The following is an 18,958-nucleotide window of genomic DNA, read 5'->3' on the forward strand; positions in this document are numbered from 1 at the left end:
ATCAAAAGCCACTATTGCACTACATGGTGGCTTTTGCTTTTATTAGATAGAATGGGAAGAAGCAAGACATTTCATTTCAAGCAGTTTGATGTACTCAACGACAAGACTGCCATGAAAGTTGGCACCGATGGCGTTCTGCTTGGAGCCTGGTGCAATGTGTCGGGTGCAAGGCGGGTGCTCGACGTGGGTACTGGTTGTGGCGTGATTGCTCTCATGGTTGCCCAACGAAATCCAGATGCATCGGTGTTGGGCATTGACATCGATGCCAGTGGGGTAGAGGAAGCTTCCTACAACTTTGCGCACTCGCCATGGGGCGATAGGCTGGAAGCTCGCTGTGTCGACTTCAATGACCTTGATTTCAGTGCAGCCTTTGACTTGGTTGTATCAAATCCGCCATTTTTCACCTGTGGCGTACTCCCCCCCAATCAAAAACGGCTGAATGCCCGGCACACGCGCATGCTCACGTTTGAATCGCTCATCACCGGCGCCAAGAAGATGCTTCGCCCCCAGGGGAGATTGGCACTTGTCACACCCTGTGAGTCGCATAAAGAAATTATTGAACTATGCACATTCAATAGTTTGAATATAAGCAGGATAACTGAGGTGATTTCGGTGAAAGGCGCGTCGCCAAAACGCTTGCTGTGGGAAATTACTTCAAGTCGTTGTACCTTAGAAACTGACTGCATCACAATTGAGGATGCACCTGGACAATTCAATGAGCATTACATCGATTTGTGCCACGATTTCTACCTGAAATTTTGATTGCCCAAAGGGCTAAGGCAGCAGCTCAAACAATTGGGCTGTGGCCAGCTCATACTGTGCGATTGTGTGCGCCTTACCTATGCGCTTGCGGCACTTGTGGTCAGATTGTGGCAAATACATGTTCCAAAAGGCCTTCATTGCATTCAGTAGTTGAACACTGCCTCCTGTGAGTTCTTTTCGATATTGGGCATATATGGCATCGTGGAATGTGCGATAGTGATCCCTGTCGGCCTTTTCGGGTGTGAGCATAGCTGGATTGGCCACAAGCGCACGGCCTATCATGACTCCGGCAATATTGCTACCTGGCATTTCATCGAATCGCTGCATCAACGGCACGATATCCTCCCGTCGGGCAATGTCGCCATTGTAAATCACCGGGTAGGTCGTGGATTGTAGTATGTTTAGAAATTGTGTAATGTCTACATCGCCGCTGTATTGTTGAATCCCGGTACGGGGGTGTATGGCAATGTGCATAGGGTCGATGATGGGTATGAGTGGCAAAATGCGACGCCAGTCATCGGCGCTGTTGTAACCGACGCGCATCTTGATCGAGTACTTGAGGCCATCGATGCTTGCCAGTCGTTTAAACAAAGCTTCAACTCGTTGCGGATAACACAATATTCCAGAGCCTTTTGCATGTCGTGCGATTGGAGGAAAAGGGCACCCCATATTAAGGTCGACCCGATTGTAACCCAAAGATTTCAAGTACAAAACCATCGCAACGGTGTCGTCGATGGTGCCCGCGAGAACTTGTGGCACAAAGTTGTATCCATTGTTGTTCTCAGGCTGCACATCGCGCACGTCACGGCTCATGAGGCTACCCCCCTTCATGCGCATGAAAGGGGAGTAGTAGCAATCGATGCCACCAAATATCCTGGCATGTGTGCTGCGCCACACATGACCAGTGTAGCCTTGCAGCGGTGCCGACAATATTTTGAAATCTTGCTTCATTTTTACAAAGTTACTCATTTTGGCTAAAATTATGTACCTTTGTGACACAATTGCTATGAAGCATCAGTTTTATTTGAAATGATCTCGATACAAGACTTAAAGGTAGAATTCAGCAGTCAGCTGCTTTTTGATAACGTGAGTTTTGTCATTAACAAGAAAGACAAGATAGCTCTCGTGGGCAAGAACGGTGCGGGCAAGTCGACTATGCTGAAAATTATAGCTGGACTCCAATCGCCGTCGAGCGGCACCGTTTCAAAGTCGACCGACTTGACGATTGGTTACCTGCCGCAGCAGATGACACTGGTCGACAAGTATACTGTGAAAGAGGAGGTGATGAAGGCTTTTGACCACATCAAGGAACTCGACAGTCAAATTGCCAAGATGAACCAGGAGCTTGCCGAGCGCACCGACTATGACAGCGCCGACTATCAAGACCTTATCGACAGGCTTACGCATAAAAACGACCTCAGAGCCATGTACCAAGCCGAGAACTACGAGGCCGAGATAGAGAAAACGCTCTTGGGACTTGGCTTTGATCGCACCGACTTCGACAGGCCCACAAGTGAGTTTAGCGGCGGATGGCGCATGCGCATCGAGATAGCGAAGTTGTTGCTCAAACGCCCCGACGTGTTGCTGCTCGATGAACCCACCAATCATCTCGACATCGAATCGATACAATGGCTGGAAAACTTCTTGAAACTACATGCCAACTCGTTGCTGCTCGTGAGTCACGACAGAGCGTTTATCGACAACGTGACCAACCGCACCATCGAGATATCTTGCGGCAAGATTTACGACTACAATGTGAACTATTCTCATTTTGTGCAGTTGCGTGAACAACGCGTCGAGCAGCAATTGCGTGCCTACGAGAATCAGCAGAAGATGATTCACGACACACAGGAGTTTATTGAGAAGTTCCGTTACAAGCCCACCAAAGCCGTACAGGTGCAAAGCCGCATCAAGCAGCTGGCCAAAATCGTTCCCATTGAGGTCGACGAGGTCGACACCTCCCGCCTGAGACTCAAATTTCCGCCAGCCCCGCGCTCGGGCGACTATCCTGTGATAGCCGAGGATGTGAGCAAGACCTATGGCGAACACAATGTGTTTCACGATGTCACCTTCACCATAAAGCGAGGAGAGAAGGTGGCCTTTGTGGGCAAAAACGGGGCGGGCAAGTCTACGCTTGTGAAATGCATCATGGGAGAAATACCCTTTGAGGGCAACCTTAAAATTGGCCATAACGTGAAAATCGGCTATTTCGCACAAAATCAAGCCCAACTGCTTGATGGAGAACTGACTGTGTTTGACACAATCGACCAGGTGGCAGTGGGCGACATCAGAACTCGCATCAACGACATCCTGGGCGCATTCATGTTTGGTGGCCCGGCAAGCGAGAAAAAGGTGAAAGTGCTCTCGGGCGGCGAGAAAAGCCGTCTGGCCATGATCAGACTGCTACTGCAGCCCGTCAACCTGCTCATCATGGATGAGCCCACCAATCATCTTGACATGCGCACCAAGGATATACTGAAGGATGCTATCAAGGATTTCAACGGCACAGTAATCGTAGTTTCGCACGACCGTGACTTCCTCGACGGCCTTGTCGAGAAGGTGTATGAATTTGGCGGCGGACACGTGAAGGAGCATCTGGGTGGAATATATGATTTTCTGGCTCAGAAAAACATGGAATCTCTGCACGAACTCGAAAAGAAAGAACAGCTACAGCAGGGTATTCATGCGGCCAAGAATGTTGAACAAGAAGTTAAACAATCAAAGCTCAACTATCAGGAACAAAAAGAAATAAACAAAAAAATAAAGCAGGCCGAAAAACGAGTTAGCGAGCTTGAGCAACACGTCAACGACCTGGAGAGCCAAATAAACTGTATCGAGCAGCAACTGGCACAAGGAGGCGAGGTCGATCCCGACATATACAATCGACACTCACAGCTCAATGCCGAGTTGGAGCAGACCATGACCCAATGGGAAGATGCTGGTGAAGAACTTGAAAAAATAAAACAATGATATTTTAATTTTTAATTTTAAATTCACGTCAATGAAAAAAACGACAAAGCTATTTTTATCATTGGCCTTGTTATCAACAATGACAATGACAGCAGGAAGTCTTGCTAAGGGAGTGGATCCCGCCAATCTTGACACCAGCACAAAGCCTGGTGAAGATTTCTACCAGTATGCCTGCGGCGGTTGGATGAAAGCCAATCCTCTCGATCCGCAATACTCGCGATTTGGTACCTTCGACCAGTTGGCCGAGAACAATCGAGAGCAGTTGAAAAACTTAATCCTGGGGCTGAGCAAGGCGCCTCTTGCTCAAGGCACCAACGCAAAGAAGGTGGCCGACATTTTCAACCTTGGCATGGACAGTGTGCGCCTCAACAAGGAGGGGAACATGCCCGTAGCCCAAGACCTTGGCAAAATTAAGAAGGCAAAGCGCGGTGACTATGCTACACTGCTTGCCTGGCTGCAAAACGGTCTGGCAGCGCCTTTCTTCCAAAGCGGTGTCATGGCCGACTTCAAAGACTCCAACCTGAACCGCTTCTATATCTTCGGCGGCGGAATGAACCTGGGAGACCGCGATTACTATCTTGAGAACGACGCCAATACCAAGAATGTGCGTCAAGCCTATGTGGCCTACATTCAGAAGGTGCTGCAACTGTCGGGCTACAAGGGTGGCGCTGCCAAGAAAGCAGCCAAAAACGTGCTGGACATTGAGACCCAGCTTGCACAAGTAGCACTCACTCGCGAGCAATCTCGCAACTACGATTTGCTCTACAATATTTACACCATCGACCGGCTGAAAAAGGATTTCGCTAACGTTGACTGGGACGCCTATTTCAAGGCCCTGGGTGTGAACGGGGTGAAAGAAGTGTGCGTGACCGAGCCCGCCTCGATGTCGAAGGTGAACGAACTGCTGGGCTCGTTAAGCGAAGAAAAAGTGCGCGATTACTTGGCATTTTGCTACATCGATGCCGCAGCTCCTTACTTGAGCGACGATTTTGTGCAGGCCAACTTCGACGTCTACTCCAAGGCTCTTCAGGGCAAAAAAGTGCAGCAACCCCGCTGGAAGCGAGCCCTGGGTGTGCCCAACAATTTGCTTGGAGATGCTGTGGGGCAACTCTATGTTGAAAAATATTTCCCCGAGGAAAGCAAAAAGAAAATGGCCAAACTCGTCGACAATCTGCGCATCGCACTGGGTGAGCACATCGCTCACCTCACATGGATGAGTCCCGCAACCAAGGTGAATGCTCTCGTAAAACTCAACAGCTATACTGTGAAGATAGGCTATCCCGACAAGTGGCGCGACTACAGTAAGGCCACTGTTGATGCATCACAGAGCTACTGGACCAATGTAATGGCACTCAAGCAATTTGAGGCACAGCACCAGCTCTCGCAATTTGGCAAGCCAGTTGACAAGGAACGCTGGCAGATGACACCGCAGACGGTGAACGCCTACTATGAGCCGTCGACCAACGAGATATGCTTCCCGGCAGGCATCCTGCAGAAACCCTATTTCGATCCCAATGCCGACGATGCATCCAACTATGGTGCAATAGGCGTGGTGATAGGTCATGAGATGACTCACGGATTTGACGACCAAGGCCGTCACTTCGATCAAAATGGCAACATGATCGACTGGTGGACAAAACAGGACGCCGAGGCATTTGACGCCCTTGCCAAAAAACTTGGTCAGCAATACAGTGCCGAGATTGTAGCCGACACCGTCCATGCCAATGGCACGTTTACGATGGGTGAGAACATAGGCGATCAAGGTGGCCTGCGTGTGGCCTACAGTGCTTTCAAAAAAACTGACGAGGGGGAAAGCAATACAAAAATTGACGGTTTCACTCCCGATCAACGCTTTTTCTTGAGCTATGCCAATGTGTGGGCCAACAATATTACCAAAGAGGAAATATTGCGTCGCACCAAGGTAGATCCACACTCGCTGGGCAAGAACCGTGTGAATGTGGCACTTCGCAATTTGGACGCCTTCTTCAAGGCTTTCAACATCAAAGCGGGCGACAAGATGTGGCGTGCGCCTGAAGACCGTGTGATCATTTGGTAAAAAAACATAAAATGAAATGCAAAAAGCGCCGTCGGCAAAATTCGACGGCGTTTTTTTGCGTTTATATAGGAAAAAATTGGTAAATTTGTAGATTGATAGGATATACAAATCATTGAGAACAAAAACAAAATACACTTAAGATATGAAGTTCAACATTCAAAGCAGACTGTTGCTGTCGCATTTGTCGGCAGTGAGCAAAGTGGTCAATTCCAAGAACAAACTTTCAATTCTTGACAATTTTCTTTTCAATCTACAGGGCAACATGCTTGTCATCACGGGCAGCGACCAGGAGACGACCTTGACATCGCGTGTTGAGGTGCAGGATGCCGAAGGAAGCGGTATGTTCGCTGCGAATGTGAAGACACTTCTCGACATGCTCAAGTCGTTGTCCGATACTGCTTTGACATTTGAAATCAACGATGAAAATCTTGATATCAATATCACCTATCTCAATGGCCATTTCAATTTCATCGGTGTAAATGGCAACGAGTTTCCCACCAAGGCCGAGAGCGATGAGGAGCCCAAGGTGTTCACTTTGCCTATCAAGAAAGTGGTTGAGGGCATTCAGCACACCATCTTTGCTGTCGGGGTCGACGACATGCGACCTGTGATGATGGGCGTGTACTGGGATATCAAGCCCGACGAGGTAGTGTTTGTGGCCAGCGACACCCACAAGCTCGTGCGCTATCGTGAGCTCAACACTTCTACAGGCCTTGAACAGTCGTTTATCCTCCCCACCAAGCCTGCTGGCATATTGAGCAGCATCCTCGACAAGAAAGATGGCGATGTAAAGATCACAGTCGACAGTAAGAGCGCAACATTTGAAACTGTCGACTACACCCTGTCGTGCCGCTTTGTGAACGGGCGTTATCCTAACTACAACTCGGTGATACCACAGTCAAGCCAGTACGACATCAATGTCGACCGCCAGTCGCTGCTCAATGCACTGCGACGTGTGTCGGTTTTCACCAGCTCGAGCGGCCTTGTGAAACTTGAGCTTCGCCCCAACGAAATATTCATGTCGACACAAGACGTTGACTACTCCACCTCGGCCGAAGAAAAAGTGAGCTGCGACTACAATGGCGACACCATGGCCATTGGGTTCAACGACGAGAATATCATCGATGTGCTCAACAATCTCAACTCGCAGGAAATCACGATGAAACTCATCGACTCGTCAAAGGCTGGCATCTTCCTGCCCTCTGAGCAAGGCGATGACGAGGACCTCTTGATTCTCTTGATGCCGATGATGCTGTAATACACATAATTGTCGATTGAATTTTTTAACCTAACAGGCAATGCAACTCAATTTAAAAAAACCGTTGATTTTTTTTGATCTTGAAACAACGGGCATCAACATCACCAAAGACAAGATCGTGGAGATATCGCTCATCAAGGTGATGCCCAATGGCGAGGAAATGCAGAAAACCCGCCGGCTCAATCCTGGCATGCACATTCCAGAGCAATCCACAGCCATCCACCATATTACCGATGACGACGTGAAAGATTGCCCCACGTTCAAGCAAATTGCCAAAGACCTTGCCCGCATTTTTGAAGGATGCGACGTGGCCGGGTTCAACAGCAACCGTTTTGACGTGCCCATGCTTGAGGAGGAATTCCTGAATGCCGGCGTAGACTTCGACTTCTCAAAGTGCCGATTTATTGATGTGCAGACCATCTTTCACAAGAAGGAACAGCGCAACCTGGCAGCTGCCTATAAATTTTACTGTGGTAAGGAGCTTGGCGATGTTGCCCACTCGGCCAATGGCGACACCCTGGCGACCTATGAGGTGCTCAAGGCTCAGCTCGACAAGTATCCCGACCTGGAGAATAATGTCGAATGGCTCTCTACCTACTCAAGTCAAAACCGCAACGTCGACTTGGCAGGACGCATGATCTACAATGAGAAAGGTGTCCCTGTGTTTAACTTTGGCAAGTACAAGGGCAGGTCAGTAGCCGATGTGCTGCAGCAGGACACGGGCTACTATGGCTGGATGATGCATGGCGACTTCCCGCAGAACACCAAGAAAGAGCTCACCAAGATAAAGTTGACACTGAAATAGGATGCCATGAGGCGACTGCTGCTGATAGTGATATTGTTGTGTGTGACGACGGGCCAGGTTGCTTGCCTTGCCCAGGAGTTGGACTGCACGGTTGAAATCAATGCCGATAAGGTGTCGAATGCCAATAAGAGCGTGTTCAACACGCTTAAAAACGCCATCTCAGAGTATATGAACACCAACAAGTGGACCAACATGCAAATAGCCGGCAATGAAAAAATACAATGCAAGCTGTTTTTCACCATCAGCAAGTATGACGATGGCACCAACACCATGTCGGGCGACCTGCAGATTCAGTCGACGAGGCCGGTGTACAACGCATCCTACACGACAACTGTCATCAATTTCAAAGACACCAAGGTGAGTTTCACCTATCAAGAGAACGAGCCACTGGTGTTCTCTGAAACCGAGATGCAGAGCAACTTGACTGCCATACTCAACTTTTGGGCCTATATGGTGATAGCTATGGACTGCGACACCTTTGAGCTCAACGGCGGAACAGCCTACTATGAGAAGGCTGCCGAGGTCGTGCGACTGGCCCAGAGCACGAGCGAAACCGGCTGGAAACAATTTGAAGACAGCAAAAACCGCTCGGCTGTGTTAAGTGCTTTCACCGACAAGCAGACGTCGGGCATAAGAGAGCTGCTCTACAATTATCATCGCCTCGGCCTCGACGTGATGGTGGTGAGCCCCGAAAAGGGACGGTCGGTGATTACCAAGTCGCTTGAAACGCTCAAGAAAATATATGACGTAGCATCGATGTCGGTGTGTCTGTCGATGTTTAAAGATGCTAAGCTCGATGAGCTGGGCAACATTTACTCTAAAGCCAACATGAGCGAGAAAGAATCGGTTTACGAGATGCTGTATCCTCTGTATCCCACCGAAACCGAACGCCTCAACAAGATAAAAAAGGAGGACAATAGCAACTAAACAGCAATGCTCACTCGACTTTACATAGCCAATTATGCACTCATCGATCAACTCGAGATTGAATTTAACGACGGCTTGACAATCATTACAGGCGAGACAGGTGCTGGCAAGTCAATCATCATGGGTGCCCTATCGCTCATTCTGGGTGAGCGTGCCGATACTCACGCCATAAGAGACAGACAAGCCAAAACCATTGTTGAAGCCACTTTCGACATCAAGGACTATCGACTCAATGCGTTCTTCGACAACAACGATATCGACTACTATGAGCATGAGTGCATAGTGAGACGTGAAATAGGGGTCAACGGGCGTTCAAGGGCTTTTGTCAACGACACGGCCGTGACAGTTTCTGTTCTGCGTGAGCTCACTTCGCATCTTGTCGACATTCATTCACAACACAGCAACATGTTGCTTTCGCGGCCACAGTTCCAGCTCTCGGTGCTCGACAACATTGCCGGAAACGCATCGATGTTGAAAACTTATAGTGCCCGCTATTCGCATTACAAGGCATTGCAGTCCATGCTTCGCAGCCAGCAAGAGTCCTACAACAAGGGAAAAGCTGAAATGGACTATTTGCGCTTCCAACTCAATCAATTCGACGAGTTGAAATTGCACAAAGGCGAAGAGGATGAACTTGAGGAACTGCAAAAGAAACTAAGCAATGTCACCGACTCAAAAGAAGCGCTGTGGAAAGTTGAAACCGCGCTTGACGGTGAGGAAAATTCAATCATCTCACAGCTGTCGACATTGTCACAAGTCCTGGCCGACACCGAGAACAACTTGAGCGAAATCGCGGGCTTGTCTGATCGCATGCAGTCGGCAGTGATTGAACTCAAAGACATAGCTCACTCCGTAATGAGCGTGAACGACGACCTGAACGATGACCCCGAACAACTGGAACAGGTGACACAACGGCTTGATGCCATCTACTCGCTTGAGCGCAAGCACAATGTGAAGTCTGTCGATGAGCTTCTCGACATTGAGGCACGCTATCGCAGGCAAATTGAAGAAATCGACAATAGCGACGAACGCATCGGCCAACTTAAACATGATATCGAGGTGCAGGAGAAAGAACTTGCCTCTTTGTCTCATCAACTCAGCACCCGGCGCAAGCAGGCAGCCAGTGATTTCGTTTGTCAGCTTTTGCCCTTGGCTCAAGGGCTGGGCATGAAAAACTTGAAGTTTGATGTCAAGTTCATTCCTGTTGGCTATGGTCCCAGCGGGTGCGATGCCGTGGAGTTTCTCTTCGCATTCAACAAAAACCAAGATTTGCTTCCTGTGCAGGAAACTGCATCGGGAGGAGAAATTTCACGTCTCATGCTTAGCATCAAGACGATTATTGCCCGCATCATGAATTTGCCAACTATCATCTTCGACGAGGTCGATACCGGCGTGTCGGGGGATATAGCCAGTCGCATAGGCGACATGATGGGGGATATAGCCAAGCATATTCAGGTTATTGCCATCACCCACCTGCCACAAGTGGCTGCCCATGGCATGCATCACATGAAGGTGTTTAAGACCGATGCCGTCGACGGCACATATACCAGTGTGCAAGTGCTTAACAGAGAAGAACATGTGCTTGAAATCGCACGCATGCTGAGCGGCAAAGACGTGAATCAGGCTGCCATTGACAATGCAAAATCGCTTGTTGCAATGAGTGAATGACTGAAATTGTTGGCCCGATAATTTGAAAACAAGTCCTTTTGCGGTAACTTTGCAAAAAATTAAATGATATGATTAATCGTATTTTGATTCGTACCAAAGTTGTTCAAATGCTTTATTCTTATCAGCTCACCAAGACTGACAAGACAATTACCAAAGCAAAAAAAGAGTTGCAGGCAAGTCTTGACAAGTCTTATGAGCTCTACAACAGCTTGTTGCAGCTCATGATCGACCTCACCGACTTGCAGGATCGCGAGCTCGACGATGCCAAGCACAAGTTCCTGCCCTCTAACGAGGATTTAAATCCCAACATGCGTTTTGTTGAAAACCAGCTTGTTGAATGGCTTCGCAATTCCAAGAAGTTGCAGGATTTTGTGAACGACAACAATATCACCTGGCGCGACGACGAGCTCTTCCTGCGCCTCTTGCTCTTCAAGGTTACCGGCAGCGAGGAGTATAAAACCTACATGGCTATGGAGAAGACCGATTTTGCAAGCGACTGCGAGGTGTGGTTGCAGATTATGAAAAAGGTTATTCTTCCCGACGACGACTTGCTTGAACACATCGAGAACATGTCGGTGTACTGGAGTGTCGACGACTTGGACATCATGGGGCAATTTGTGCTTAAAACCATACGCCGTATCGAAGCGGGCGACAAAGAGCCCATTTCTCCGAAATACAAAGACGACGAAGACAGCGAGTTCGGTGAGAAACTGTTTTCGCTGGCAGTGCAAGAGAGAGCCGAAAACGACGAACTCATCAACAAGTATGTGCGCAGCGAGCGTTGGGACAGTGGCCGCATAGCACTCATGGATCGCATCATCATGTGCACAGCTCTCACCGAAATCAAAAATTTCCCGAGCATACCAGTCAATGTTACGATGAACGAGTATATTGAGTTGGCCAAAAACTTCAGCACACCTCACAGTGGGCAATTTGTGAACGGCATTCTCAATGCTGTAGTCAAGAGTCTGCGCGAGCAAGGGAAGATTGTGAAACAATAAAGAAATCATTCAACCATAAAATATCAAATTATGTTAGACTTAATCTTACTTCAGAAGGGTAATGCCGGTGCCGATGGTGGTGGCATGATGATGTGGCTTCCGCTTATTCTCATTTTCGGCATCTTCATGTGGATGTCGTGGAGCAGCCAGCGCAAGGAGAAAAAGCGCCAGGCCACATTTTACGACAGCCTCACTGTTGGCGCCAAGGTCATGACCAAGACAGGCGTGATTGGCAAGATCAAGGCCATCAAGCCCGACACTGTTGAGCTTGAAATTGCCGACGGGGTGAAAATCACCGTTCTCAAGCAAGGCTTGGAAAACATGCCTGCAAATCTTAACCAGGCAAAAGACGCTAAAAAGTAATCTTGCTGCACGACGAGCAAGCAGGATAGCGTGAAATTGTTACAGGCCATGCCAGGTCTTTTCTCAGGAAAGTTCAAGTTTAGAGTAAAATCAGAGACTTCACGCTCGATTTTGCTCTACTTGGTTTTTGTTGTCATTTCGGCCATGTTCTGGTATTTTATTACACTCAACAAGGATGTGCAGCAAGACGTCACTTTCCAATTTGAAATCACCGGCATTCCCAAAGAGGTGACGATGATTGACGATGCTCCGTCGTCCATCAACGTGACAGTGAGAGACAAAGGGTCGGCATTTTTGAAATACTCGCTCTTCATGACACCTAAAATCAAAGTGAAGTTTAGCGACTTTGCCGAGAACAACTCGGGTTATTTCAAGATGAATGCAGTGCAACTGCGCAATGCGGTAAAAAAACAGCTCAACCGTGAGGCTATAGTGGTGAGCTTGCTTCCTGATGATATATCGTTGAAATTTACCAATTTGCCAGGCAAGAAAGTGCCTATAAGGCCCGATTGGAATATCCAAACGAATTTCCAGTATGAAGTCAATGGTCCCTTGGTGCTGAGCCAGGACTCGGTGATGGTGTATTCCGATCGCGAGACCTTGGCCGAGATCAACGAGGTGTATACCTATCATGCCGAAGCAACCGACTTGACCGATACCTTGCGTCGTGACCTGACAATCGCTCCTATACGAGGTGCTAAGATTGAGCCGCGCACCGTGAGCCTTATGGTGCCCGTGGAGCAGCTCATTGAAAAACACAAGCGCATCAACATCGCGGTGCGCAACACGCCACCAAATGTGAATTTCGTTATTTTCCCATCATCGGCCGATGTATCCTACCTGGTGCCCAAGAGCATGTACAAGATTAACCGCGACGACATAAAGCTAATTGTCGATTACAACACGATCAATCTGTCGTCAAAATCCAATAAGGCTCCTGTCATCATCAGTGAGTACCCAGGAGTGTATAGAAACATGGAGCTGCTCACCGACAGTGTGGAATACATCATCGAAAATCGCTAAGACATGGCGTCGAGACTTATAGCTATAACTGGAGGCATAGGCAGTGGCAAGAGTGTTGTGTCGCGCATCTTGAAAGTTATGGGCTATGCCGTGTATGATACCGACACGCAAGCTCGCCGGCTTATGAATCAATCTGCCGACGTGAAGGCCCGGCTTGTTGCCTGTTTTGGTCCTGAGATATATCACAACGGGCTACTCAATGCGCCCCGACTGTCGCAAATCGTTTTTGGAAACAATGAGGCTTTATCTTGCTTGAACGGCATTGTCCATCCTGCTGTGCGCTGCGACTTGCGGCAGTGGGCTGGTCGCTGCCAGTCGCGATATGCCTTTGTCGAGACAGCTTTGCTCTATGAGAGCAGGCTGTGTGATATTGTCGACAGTATATGGAAGGTGACGGCACCATTAACCACAAGGGTGCAGCGTGTGATGGCACGTAATGGCCTCACCGAGGCCGAAGTGCTCGCCCGCATTGAGGCGCAAGCGGCCGAGGACAGGGTGAATGAAAAAACACATATCATTGTCAACGACGGCATTGAAGCCTTGCTGCCTCAAGTTATGAGACTGTTAAAGTAACCTATATTTTTGCCAAAGCATATAGATGGTGATGACATAAAGTTAAATTTTCGTTATCTTTGCAATTACTTTAAGGAATATCATAAGAAAATATAGATTTTATGTTGAAAGAAGTATTATGTATTTCAGGCAAGCCAGGCCTGTACAAATTGATCAGCTACGGCAAGAATCTTGTAATTGTTGAGAGCCTTGTCGACCACAAGCGCCAGCCAGCACATTCACGTGACAAAATCATCTCGTTGGGAGATGTTGCAATATACACCACAGGCGATGACGTGCCGCTGAGCAACGTGTTTCAGTCTATTCTGGAAAAATATGACGGCAAAGCCATCGACAGTGCCAATTACAAGACAGCCGAGGCTCTCGATGAGTTCTTCAAGGGTGTTCTTCCCAACTATGATGTTGATCGTGTTTACAAGACCGACATCAAGAAGGTGATCAATTGGTACAATATTCTTGTCAACGCCGGCTACACCACTTTCAAAGAGGAAGAGAAGAATGAGGCTGATAGCCAAGACAGGCAGGACGCCAAATAGAAAATTCATTTATTTACTACTGAAATAATAATGTGCTAAAGATTGGGATGCAACTCTTCAGGCGTTCATTCTTTAGCACATTTTTGTTTGTCATTACGGCATGAGACGTTCTATACATATCTTTGTTTCAGCAACAGCATTATTGTTGATGCTATTGCTCGTGTCGTGCCATGTGACAAAAGGTGCCGTGCCGCTGCGTCCCAAGGGTGGAGGTGGACAGTCGTCGGCAGTAGCTATACCAGAAGAATGGAAAAACCTCACTATCGCCCTCGGTCCAGGCGACAACAAGCGGCTGTATCGTGAGGTGAAAAGCTGGCTTGGTGTGCCCTATTTCTATGGCGGGCACAGCAAGACAGGAGCCGATTGCTCGGGCTTTGTAATGGAGGTGTATAAAGCTGTGTATGGAAAGGATATACAGCGCAACTCGGCAAAAATATTCCAGCAGAATTGCCGTGAAATCGAGAAAAGCGACTTGAGCGAGGGCGATTTGGTTTTCTTCTGCACCCGTGCCACCAACACAGGTACTATCAATCATGTGGGTCTTTATTTAAAAGAAAACAAGTTTGCCCACGCCTCCTCGCGGGGAGTGGTCGTAGCCGACCTGAATCAAAACTACTGGACTGCGCACTGGGTGGCAGCTGGCAGAGTGTGCCGTTGATTGCCCAACCAGTACAGGGCTCCATACTGGCGCAATGAAGTGCAGCCTATGCCAAGAGAGTCACACTCGTGTTTCATGCGTGCTTCTTCCTGAGAGTAAACATCGCCCGAGATGACTATCGATTGCGGCTTATAGATTTTAAGCAAGTCGGCAATTCTCGCGTGGCATTGCTTGGTGAGCACCATGTAGTCGACAGCCAGTCGCCTGCTTGCCGAGATTTTTTTCCACTTGCCCGCACCTATGGCTACCATTCTCTTACCGCCCATATAGCAATAGGGGGGCTTGAAGAAGAAGCTTGCACGACGTGTGGTGCCTTTCACGGCCGCCACGTGCGTCACATTGTAGTGAGCCAAAAATGCCATGTGCTGATGCTCAAAGGCGGCAACGTCGATGTCACTGTCATCGCCTATCCACAGATACCCGCAATTGTTCTCGAAGGCGAAAAATGGAGTAGAATCATAGGAATTGAAAATCACCATTCCACTCGCAGGAGTGGATAAATTGATCCAGCACTTGTAGCTCACGGTGACGGCCAGTAGCACAACAACGGTGACAGCAATCTTGCGCTGTCGCGTCTTCACGGCAAGAGAAACAAAGATAAGAATGGCATAGAAAAGTATCACCTCAATGCCTGTGATGTAGATGCCGTCGATGTGCGACAGTGGGAGACTCGAAATTGTGGTCACTACCGAATTGATATACTTGTAGAGGCCTTCAACAACACTTTCGAGCACTGTGATCTCGCCCCTTAATGCCAGGAAAATAACAAAAAATGCTGCTACAACCATAAACACAGGGAAGACGGGAAGAATGAGGAGATTGGACAATATCGACATGGTTGAGATTGAATGGAAGTAATAGGCAGTCAATACAAGAGTCGAAGCCATCGCAATCGCCGACGTGGCCAAAGTTGACTTCACCGCTTGCCAAGCCTTGTTGCCCACAGGCTTGGCAGGCGTCGAATATAGCAAAATGGCTAACACCGTGATGAAACTGAGCTGAAATCCCACGCTGAACAATGCATTGGGATCAAAAATGAGTATAAACAAGGCCGACGACAGCAAGGCATTGACTGGAAGCGACTTCCTGTAGAGGATGTGTGCGACGAGCACAAAGACAATCATTATCGATGCTCGCATCACCGATGGCGGCAGTCCAGTGAAAACGCCGAAGGCTGCAATGCACACAATAGTGACCGCCAGTCTCAGCTTCTTGAGCCGCAAGTAGTCGAGCGGCATGAGAATCCACCAAACAATGATTGACAGAATACCAACGTGCAGGCCACTCAATGCTAAGATGTGGGCGACTCCGGCATTGGAATACTGCCAGCGGGTGTCGTTGTCGACAAGATCCTTGCTGCCAAGTATCAATGCTGCCACCATGTGCTGACACGGCTCATTGAGACGCGAGTTGAAAATGCTGTGCAATATTTTGTTTTGTTGTTCGGCCAGCCAGGAAGAGAATGTACTGGTGTGTCCGTATTTTACAAGTCGGCTGGCAGGAAGATGTTGCATGTAGTAAATGCCTTGACGTTTTAGCATGCTTGCATAGTCAATTTCATCGGGATTCCCAAGATTTTTCACAGGCTGCAGGTTGGGCTTGAATGCTACAAGGTCGCCACTGCCCAGCAGGTAATTGCACCCTTGGGTTGTTATCATCGCCACTGCATCGACAGGTGTAGATTTTTTCCCGTTGGAGCTTGCAGTAATAGTCACTGACAACTGCATCGAGAAGTCTTTATACTTGATGTCGTCGATAGATGCTACAACCATTTTTTGACTGTTGACCCAGGCAAGATTCAAAGGGGCAGGATAGGTGAGCATTTGGGCAAGACATCCCACAGCCAGTGCCAAGACCGCTATTGGAACAATGTAATAGGGCCTCACTGCAAGTCGGGCTGCAGCACTCCTGTTGCTTGCCCACATGGCGAAGTAGGATGCAGCGCCCGCAGCAATGAGGATGGAAGGAACAGCCAGCACGCGTGTGCCCACGGTATTTCCCAAGAGAATGCCTCCAATGAGCGGAACAAGCAGTCTTGCCACAGGGTACCTCGACAACACGCTGGAGAGCATCATAAACAAAAATTGGCGCTATTTTGTCCAAATCTCATAGGCAGCAAAGCCCTGAAGCAGGAGCATCTCAAGGCCATTTTTCACTTCGGCGCCATGTTCCTTCGATTGCTTCATAAACAGAGTCTCGTCGGGGTTGTAGATGAGATCATAGCACAAGTGCTCTTTGGTCAAAAACCGATAAGGAAAATCGGGACACTTGTCCACGTCGGGAAACATACCGAGTGGGGTAGTGTTGACTATGATTTTGTGCTCATGCACCATGGCTTTGGTGAGTTCTTCATAGGTCACTGTCGAGGCCGATTTCTTGCGTGACACGTGCATGACCTCTACGCCAAACTTGTTGAGTGCATAGCTCACCGCCTTTGAGGCGCCGCCTGAGCCGAGCACCATGGCCTGCCGGTGCTTAGCGTCGATGTAGGGTTCAATCGACTTGCCGAAACCTATCACATCGCTGTTGTATCCTCTCAGTTTCAGCTCGTTCTCTCTGTCGTTTCTTATAAATTTAATTACATTTACAGCACCAATATTACGTGCCCCGTCATCGATCGAGTCCAGATAGGGTATGACTTGCTCCTTGTAGGGCGCAGTCACATTGAGACCGTCGAGATTGGGATACTCGCTGATGACTTCCATCAATTGCCCAATGTCTTCAATCTCAAAATTAAGATATTCGGCATCGATGTGCTCGGCTTTGAACTTCTGGTTGAAGTAATCCATCGAGAACGAGTGGGCCAGGGGATAGCCTATGAGTCCATAAAGTTTTTTTGTTGTGTTGAGCGCTGCCATGTAATGTCGTGATTTTTCGATTTCTTTATACTCTTTTTGCAAATTTACAACAAAAATCTATATTGCAGGCATTTATTTTTACATTTCTTTTGACAATAAGAATTTTTGACTACCAACTACAGCCAATTTGACTACAATAAAATCACTATGGAACAATATCAATCAATTTTTTATTAGTACTTTTGCCAAAGATTTATTTATTAATTGGTATTGACCAATCAAGATTTAAATGATGAAATCAGTTTCTAAGCGTAATATTTACATTGGGGCTACGGTGCTCGTGAGCCTTTTCTTGTTGTATTGGGGCATTGAATTTCTGAAGGGATCCAATATCTTTTCGTCAAACACAACATTTTATGCCCGTTTCGCCAAAGTGGAAGATTTGGCAGTCTCCTCACCCGTCAATGTCAATGGCTACACGGTGGGCCAAATACGCAGCATCAACTATGACTATGACAAAAATCAGATTGTGGTCGAGATGAGCTTCGACAAGAATTTGAAAGTTCCCAAGGGCAGCACTATTTCACTGGCCACATCACTGCTGGGCACTTCGGTTCTTAATCTGAACCTGAGCGATGCTAAATCTTATTATGAGCCAGGTTCAACCATCCCCACGCTGCCGGTGGGCGGCGGACTGATGGACCAGGTATCGTCAAAGGTGATGCCAAGTGTTGAAGTCATGCTTCCAAAGGTTGACTCAATTCTGGGCAGCGTCAATACCCTCATGGCCAACCCTGCACTCTATGCATCGGTCACCCGGCTCGACCAAATCACAGCCGAGCTCAACAGGAGTTCGATTGAACTCGCTCAGTTGCTGGCCGTGGTCAACTCACGCATGCCGCAATTGCTCGACAATGTGAACGGTGTGGTTGTCAATGCCAATGGGGCTGTAACCAATGCCGGTGCCCTTGCCAAGGACTTGCAAAAGACGTCGGGCAACTTGAACGAGCTCACCCAATCACTCAAGAACATGCCCCTCGACACAACACTGGCTCGCGTGAACCGCACGCTGGCCAACGTGCAGAGGCTCTCGGCCCAGCTCAACGACCCCAACTCGTCGATTGGAATGCTCATGCACGACCGCCAGTTGTATCAAAATGCCAGCGGAGCAGTTGCCAGCTTGCAAGCATTGCTTGAGGACATCAAGAAGAATCCCAAGAAGTACGTAACAATAAAGGTTTTCTAATTTTTCATTAAAAACAATAGGGGTGTTTGTTTAGATTGATTCTAAATAAACACCTTCTTTTTTAGTCCTGTTATTGCCTAAATCAAGCCCTTATCAGTAATTGGGAGTTTTCGCTATATTGGTGTTTGGTCGCAACAATCTTCAAAAACACGCATAAATGTCTTTGTCATTGGCACTTAAATACTGTCACATTTTCGGCGTAGAATGGTTTAGGAGTGAAGTGACATTAAATTGTTGAAAATCAATATTGAAAGAAGTGCATTTAAAAAAGCAAATTTTATTGGTCTTTTTTTTATTAAATTTTAGTTGCACAT

Annotated in this window: 17 protein-coding genes; 14 read left to right on the forward strand and 3 right to left on the reverse strand. The window is 48.0% G+C overall.

Annotation, left to right across the window (positions count from 1 at the left end; genetic code table 11):
• Positions 1-51 precede the first annotated feature (51 nt).
• The gene (locus GF423_RS13915) at positions 52-762 is read left to right on the forward strand and encodes a tRNA1(Val) (adenine(37)-N6)-methyltransferase (protein ID WP_154328924.1); all 711 of its coding nucleotides are present in this window, start codon (positions 52-54) and stop codon (positions 760-762) included.
• A gap of 12 nt (positions 763-774) precedes the next feature.
• Here the strand turns inward: GF423_RS13915 and GF423_RS13920 are convergent, their stop codons facing one another.
• Positions 775-1,713, reverse strand: coding sequence for a tRNA-dihydrouridine synthase family protein (locus GF423_RS13920; protein WP_206113291.1), 939 nt, complete (start codon positions 1,711-1,713; stop codon positions 775-777).
• 78 nt (positions 1,714-1,791) lie between these two features.
• Here GF423_RS13920 and GF423_RS13925 point away from each other — a divergent pair, with 78 nt between their 5' ends.
• The 12 genes from GF423_RS13925 (at position 1,792) to GF423_RS13980 (ending at position 14,600) form a co-directional block, all read left to right on the forward strand.
• Entirely contained in the window at positions 1,792-3,732 is a 1,941-nt protein-coding gene (locus tag GF423_RS13925; protein WP_154328926.1) for an ABC-F family ATP-binding cassette domain-containing protein, read from the forward strand.
• A gap of 85 nt (positions 3,733-3,817) precedes the next feature.
• Positions 3,818-5,788 (forward strand): M13 family metallopeptidase, encoded by a 1,971-nt coding sequence (locus tag GF423_RS13930; RefSeq protein WP_235911722.1) that lies wholly within the window; start codon positions 3,818-3,820, stop codon positions 5,786-5,788.
• Between the two features lie 142 nt (positions 5,789-5,930).
• The gene (gene dnaN, locus GF423_RS13935; RefSeq protein WP_154328928.1) at positions 5,931-7,046 is read left to right on the forward strand and encodes a DNA polymerase III subunit beta; all 1,116 of its coding nucleotides are present in this window, start codon (positions 5,931-5,933) and stop codon (positions 7,044-7,046) included.
• 40 nt (positions 7,047-7,086) lie between these two features.
• Entirely contained in the window at positions 7,087-7,851 is a 765-nt protein-coding gene (locus tag GF423_RS13940) for a 3'-5' exonuclease (RefSeq protein ID WP_154328929.1), read from the forward strand.
• A 6-nt stretch (positions 7,852-7,857) separates the two neighbouring features.
• Positions 7,858-8,778 carry a type IX secretion system protein PorD gene (porD, locus tag GF423_RS13945; RefSeq protein WP_154328930.1) on the forward strand — a complete coding sequence of 307 codons (921 nt, stop codon included), beginning with the start codon at positions 7,858-7,860 and terminating at the stop codon, positions 8,776-8,778.
• 6 nt (positions 8,779-8,784) lie between these two features.
• Complete coding sequence (gene recN / locus GF423_RS13950; protein WP_154328931.1) at positions 8,785-10,446, forward strand: DNA repair protein RecN; 1,662 nt, start codon at positions 8,785-8,787, stop codon at positions 10,444-10,446.
• A gap of 107 nt (positions 10,447-10,553) precedes the next feature.
• Positions 10,554-11,447 carry a transcription antitermination protein NusB gene (locus tag GF423_RS13955; protein ID WP_206113292.1) on the forward strand — a complete coding sequence of 298 codons (894 nt, stop codon included), beginning with the start codon at positions 10,554-10,556 and terminating at the stop codon, positions 11,445-11,447.
• Between the two features lie 30 nt (positions 11,448-11,477).
• Complete coding sequence (gene yajC, locus GF423_RS13960; protein WP_154328933.1) at positions 11,478-11,810, forward strand: preprotein translocase subunit YajC; 333 nt, start codon at positions 11,478-11,480, stop codon at positions 11,808-11,810.
• Between the two features lie 30 nt (positions 11,811-11,840).
• Entirely contained in the window at positions 11,841-12,833 is a 993-nt protein-coding gene (locus GF423_RS13965) for a YbbR-like domain-containing protein (protein WP_154328934.1), read from the forward strand.
• Between the two features lie 3 nt (positions 12,834-12,836).
• On the forward strand, positions 12,837-13,406 hold the full coding sequence (gene coaE, locus GF423_RS13970; protein WP_154328935.1) for a dephospho-CoA kinase: 570 nt from the start codon (positions 12,837-12,839) through the stop codon (positions 13,404-13,406).
• Positions 13,407-13,507: 101 nt separating this feature from the next.
• Positions 13,508-13,942, forward strand: a complete 435-nt coding sequence (locus tag GF423_RS13975; protein ID WP_154328936.1) for a DUF5606 family protein — start codon at positions 13,508-13,510, stop codon at positions 13,940-13,942.
• A gap of 148 nt (positions 13,943-14,090) precedes the next feature.
• A complete protein-coding gene (locus GF423_RS13980; RefSeq protein ID WP_206113294.1) occupies positions 14,091-14,600 on the forward strand; it encodes a C40 family peptidase in 510 nt (169 codons plus the stop codon).
• On the opposite strand, the gene GF423_RS13985 is transcribed toward GF423_RS13980, so the two are convergent.
• Together GF423_RS13985 and GF423_RS13990 are read right to left on the reverse strand one after the other, a co-directional pair.
• Positions 14,555-16,642: a ComEC/Rec2 family competence protein gene (locus tag GF423_RS13985; RefSeq protein ID WP_206113295.1), complete on the reverse strand. Its 2,088-nt coding sequence runs from the start codon at positions 16,640-16,642 to the stop codon at positions 14,555-14,557. The genes GF423_RS13980 and GF423_RS13985 overlap by 46 nt on opposite strands.
• Before the next feature lie 48 nt (positions 16,643-16,690).
• The gene (locus tag GF423_RS13990; protein WP_154328939.1) at positions 16,691-17,458 is read right to left on the reverse strand and encodes a shikimate dehydrogenase family protein; all 768 of its coding nucleotides are present in this window, start codon (positions 17,456-17,458) and stop codon (positions 16,691-16,693) included.
• A 232-nt stretch (positions 17,459-17,690) separates the two neighbouring features.
• Here GF423_RS13990 and GF423_RS13995 point away from each other — a divergent pair, with 232 nt between their 5' ends.
• Positions 17,691-18,644: an MlaD family protein gene (locus GF423_RS13995; RefSeq protein ID WP_262885017.1), complete on the forward strand. Its 954-nt coding sequence runs from the start codon at positions 17,691-17,693 to the stop codon at positions 18,642-18,644.
• Positions 18,645-18,958 lie beyond the last annotated feature (314 nt).

Source organism: Sodaliphilus pleomorphus, from assembly GCF_009676955.1.
In the GTDB taxonomy this organism is placed as follows: Bacteria; Bacteroidota; Bacteroidia; order Bacteroidales; family Muribaculaceae; genus Sodaliphilus; species Sodaliphilus pleomorphus.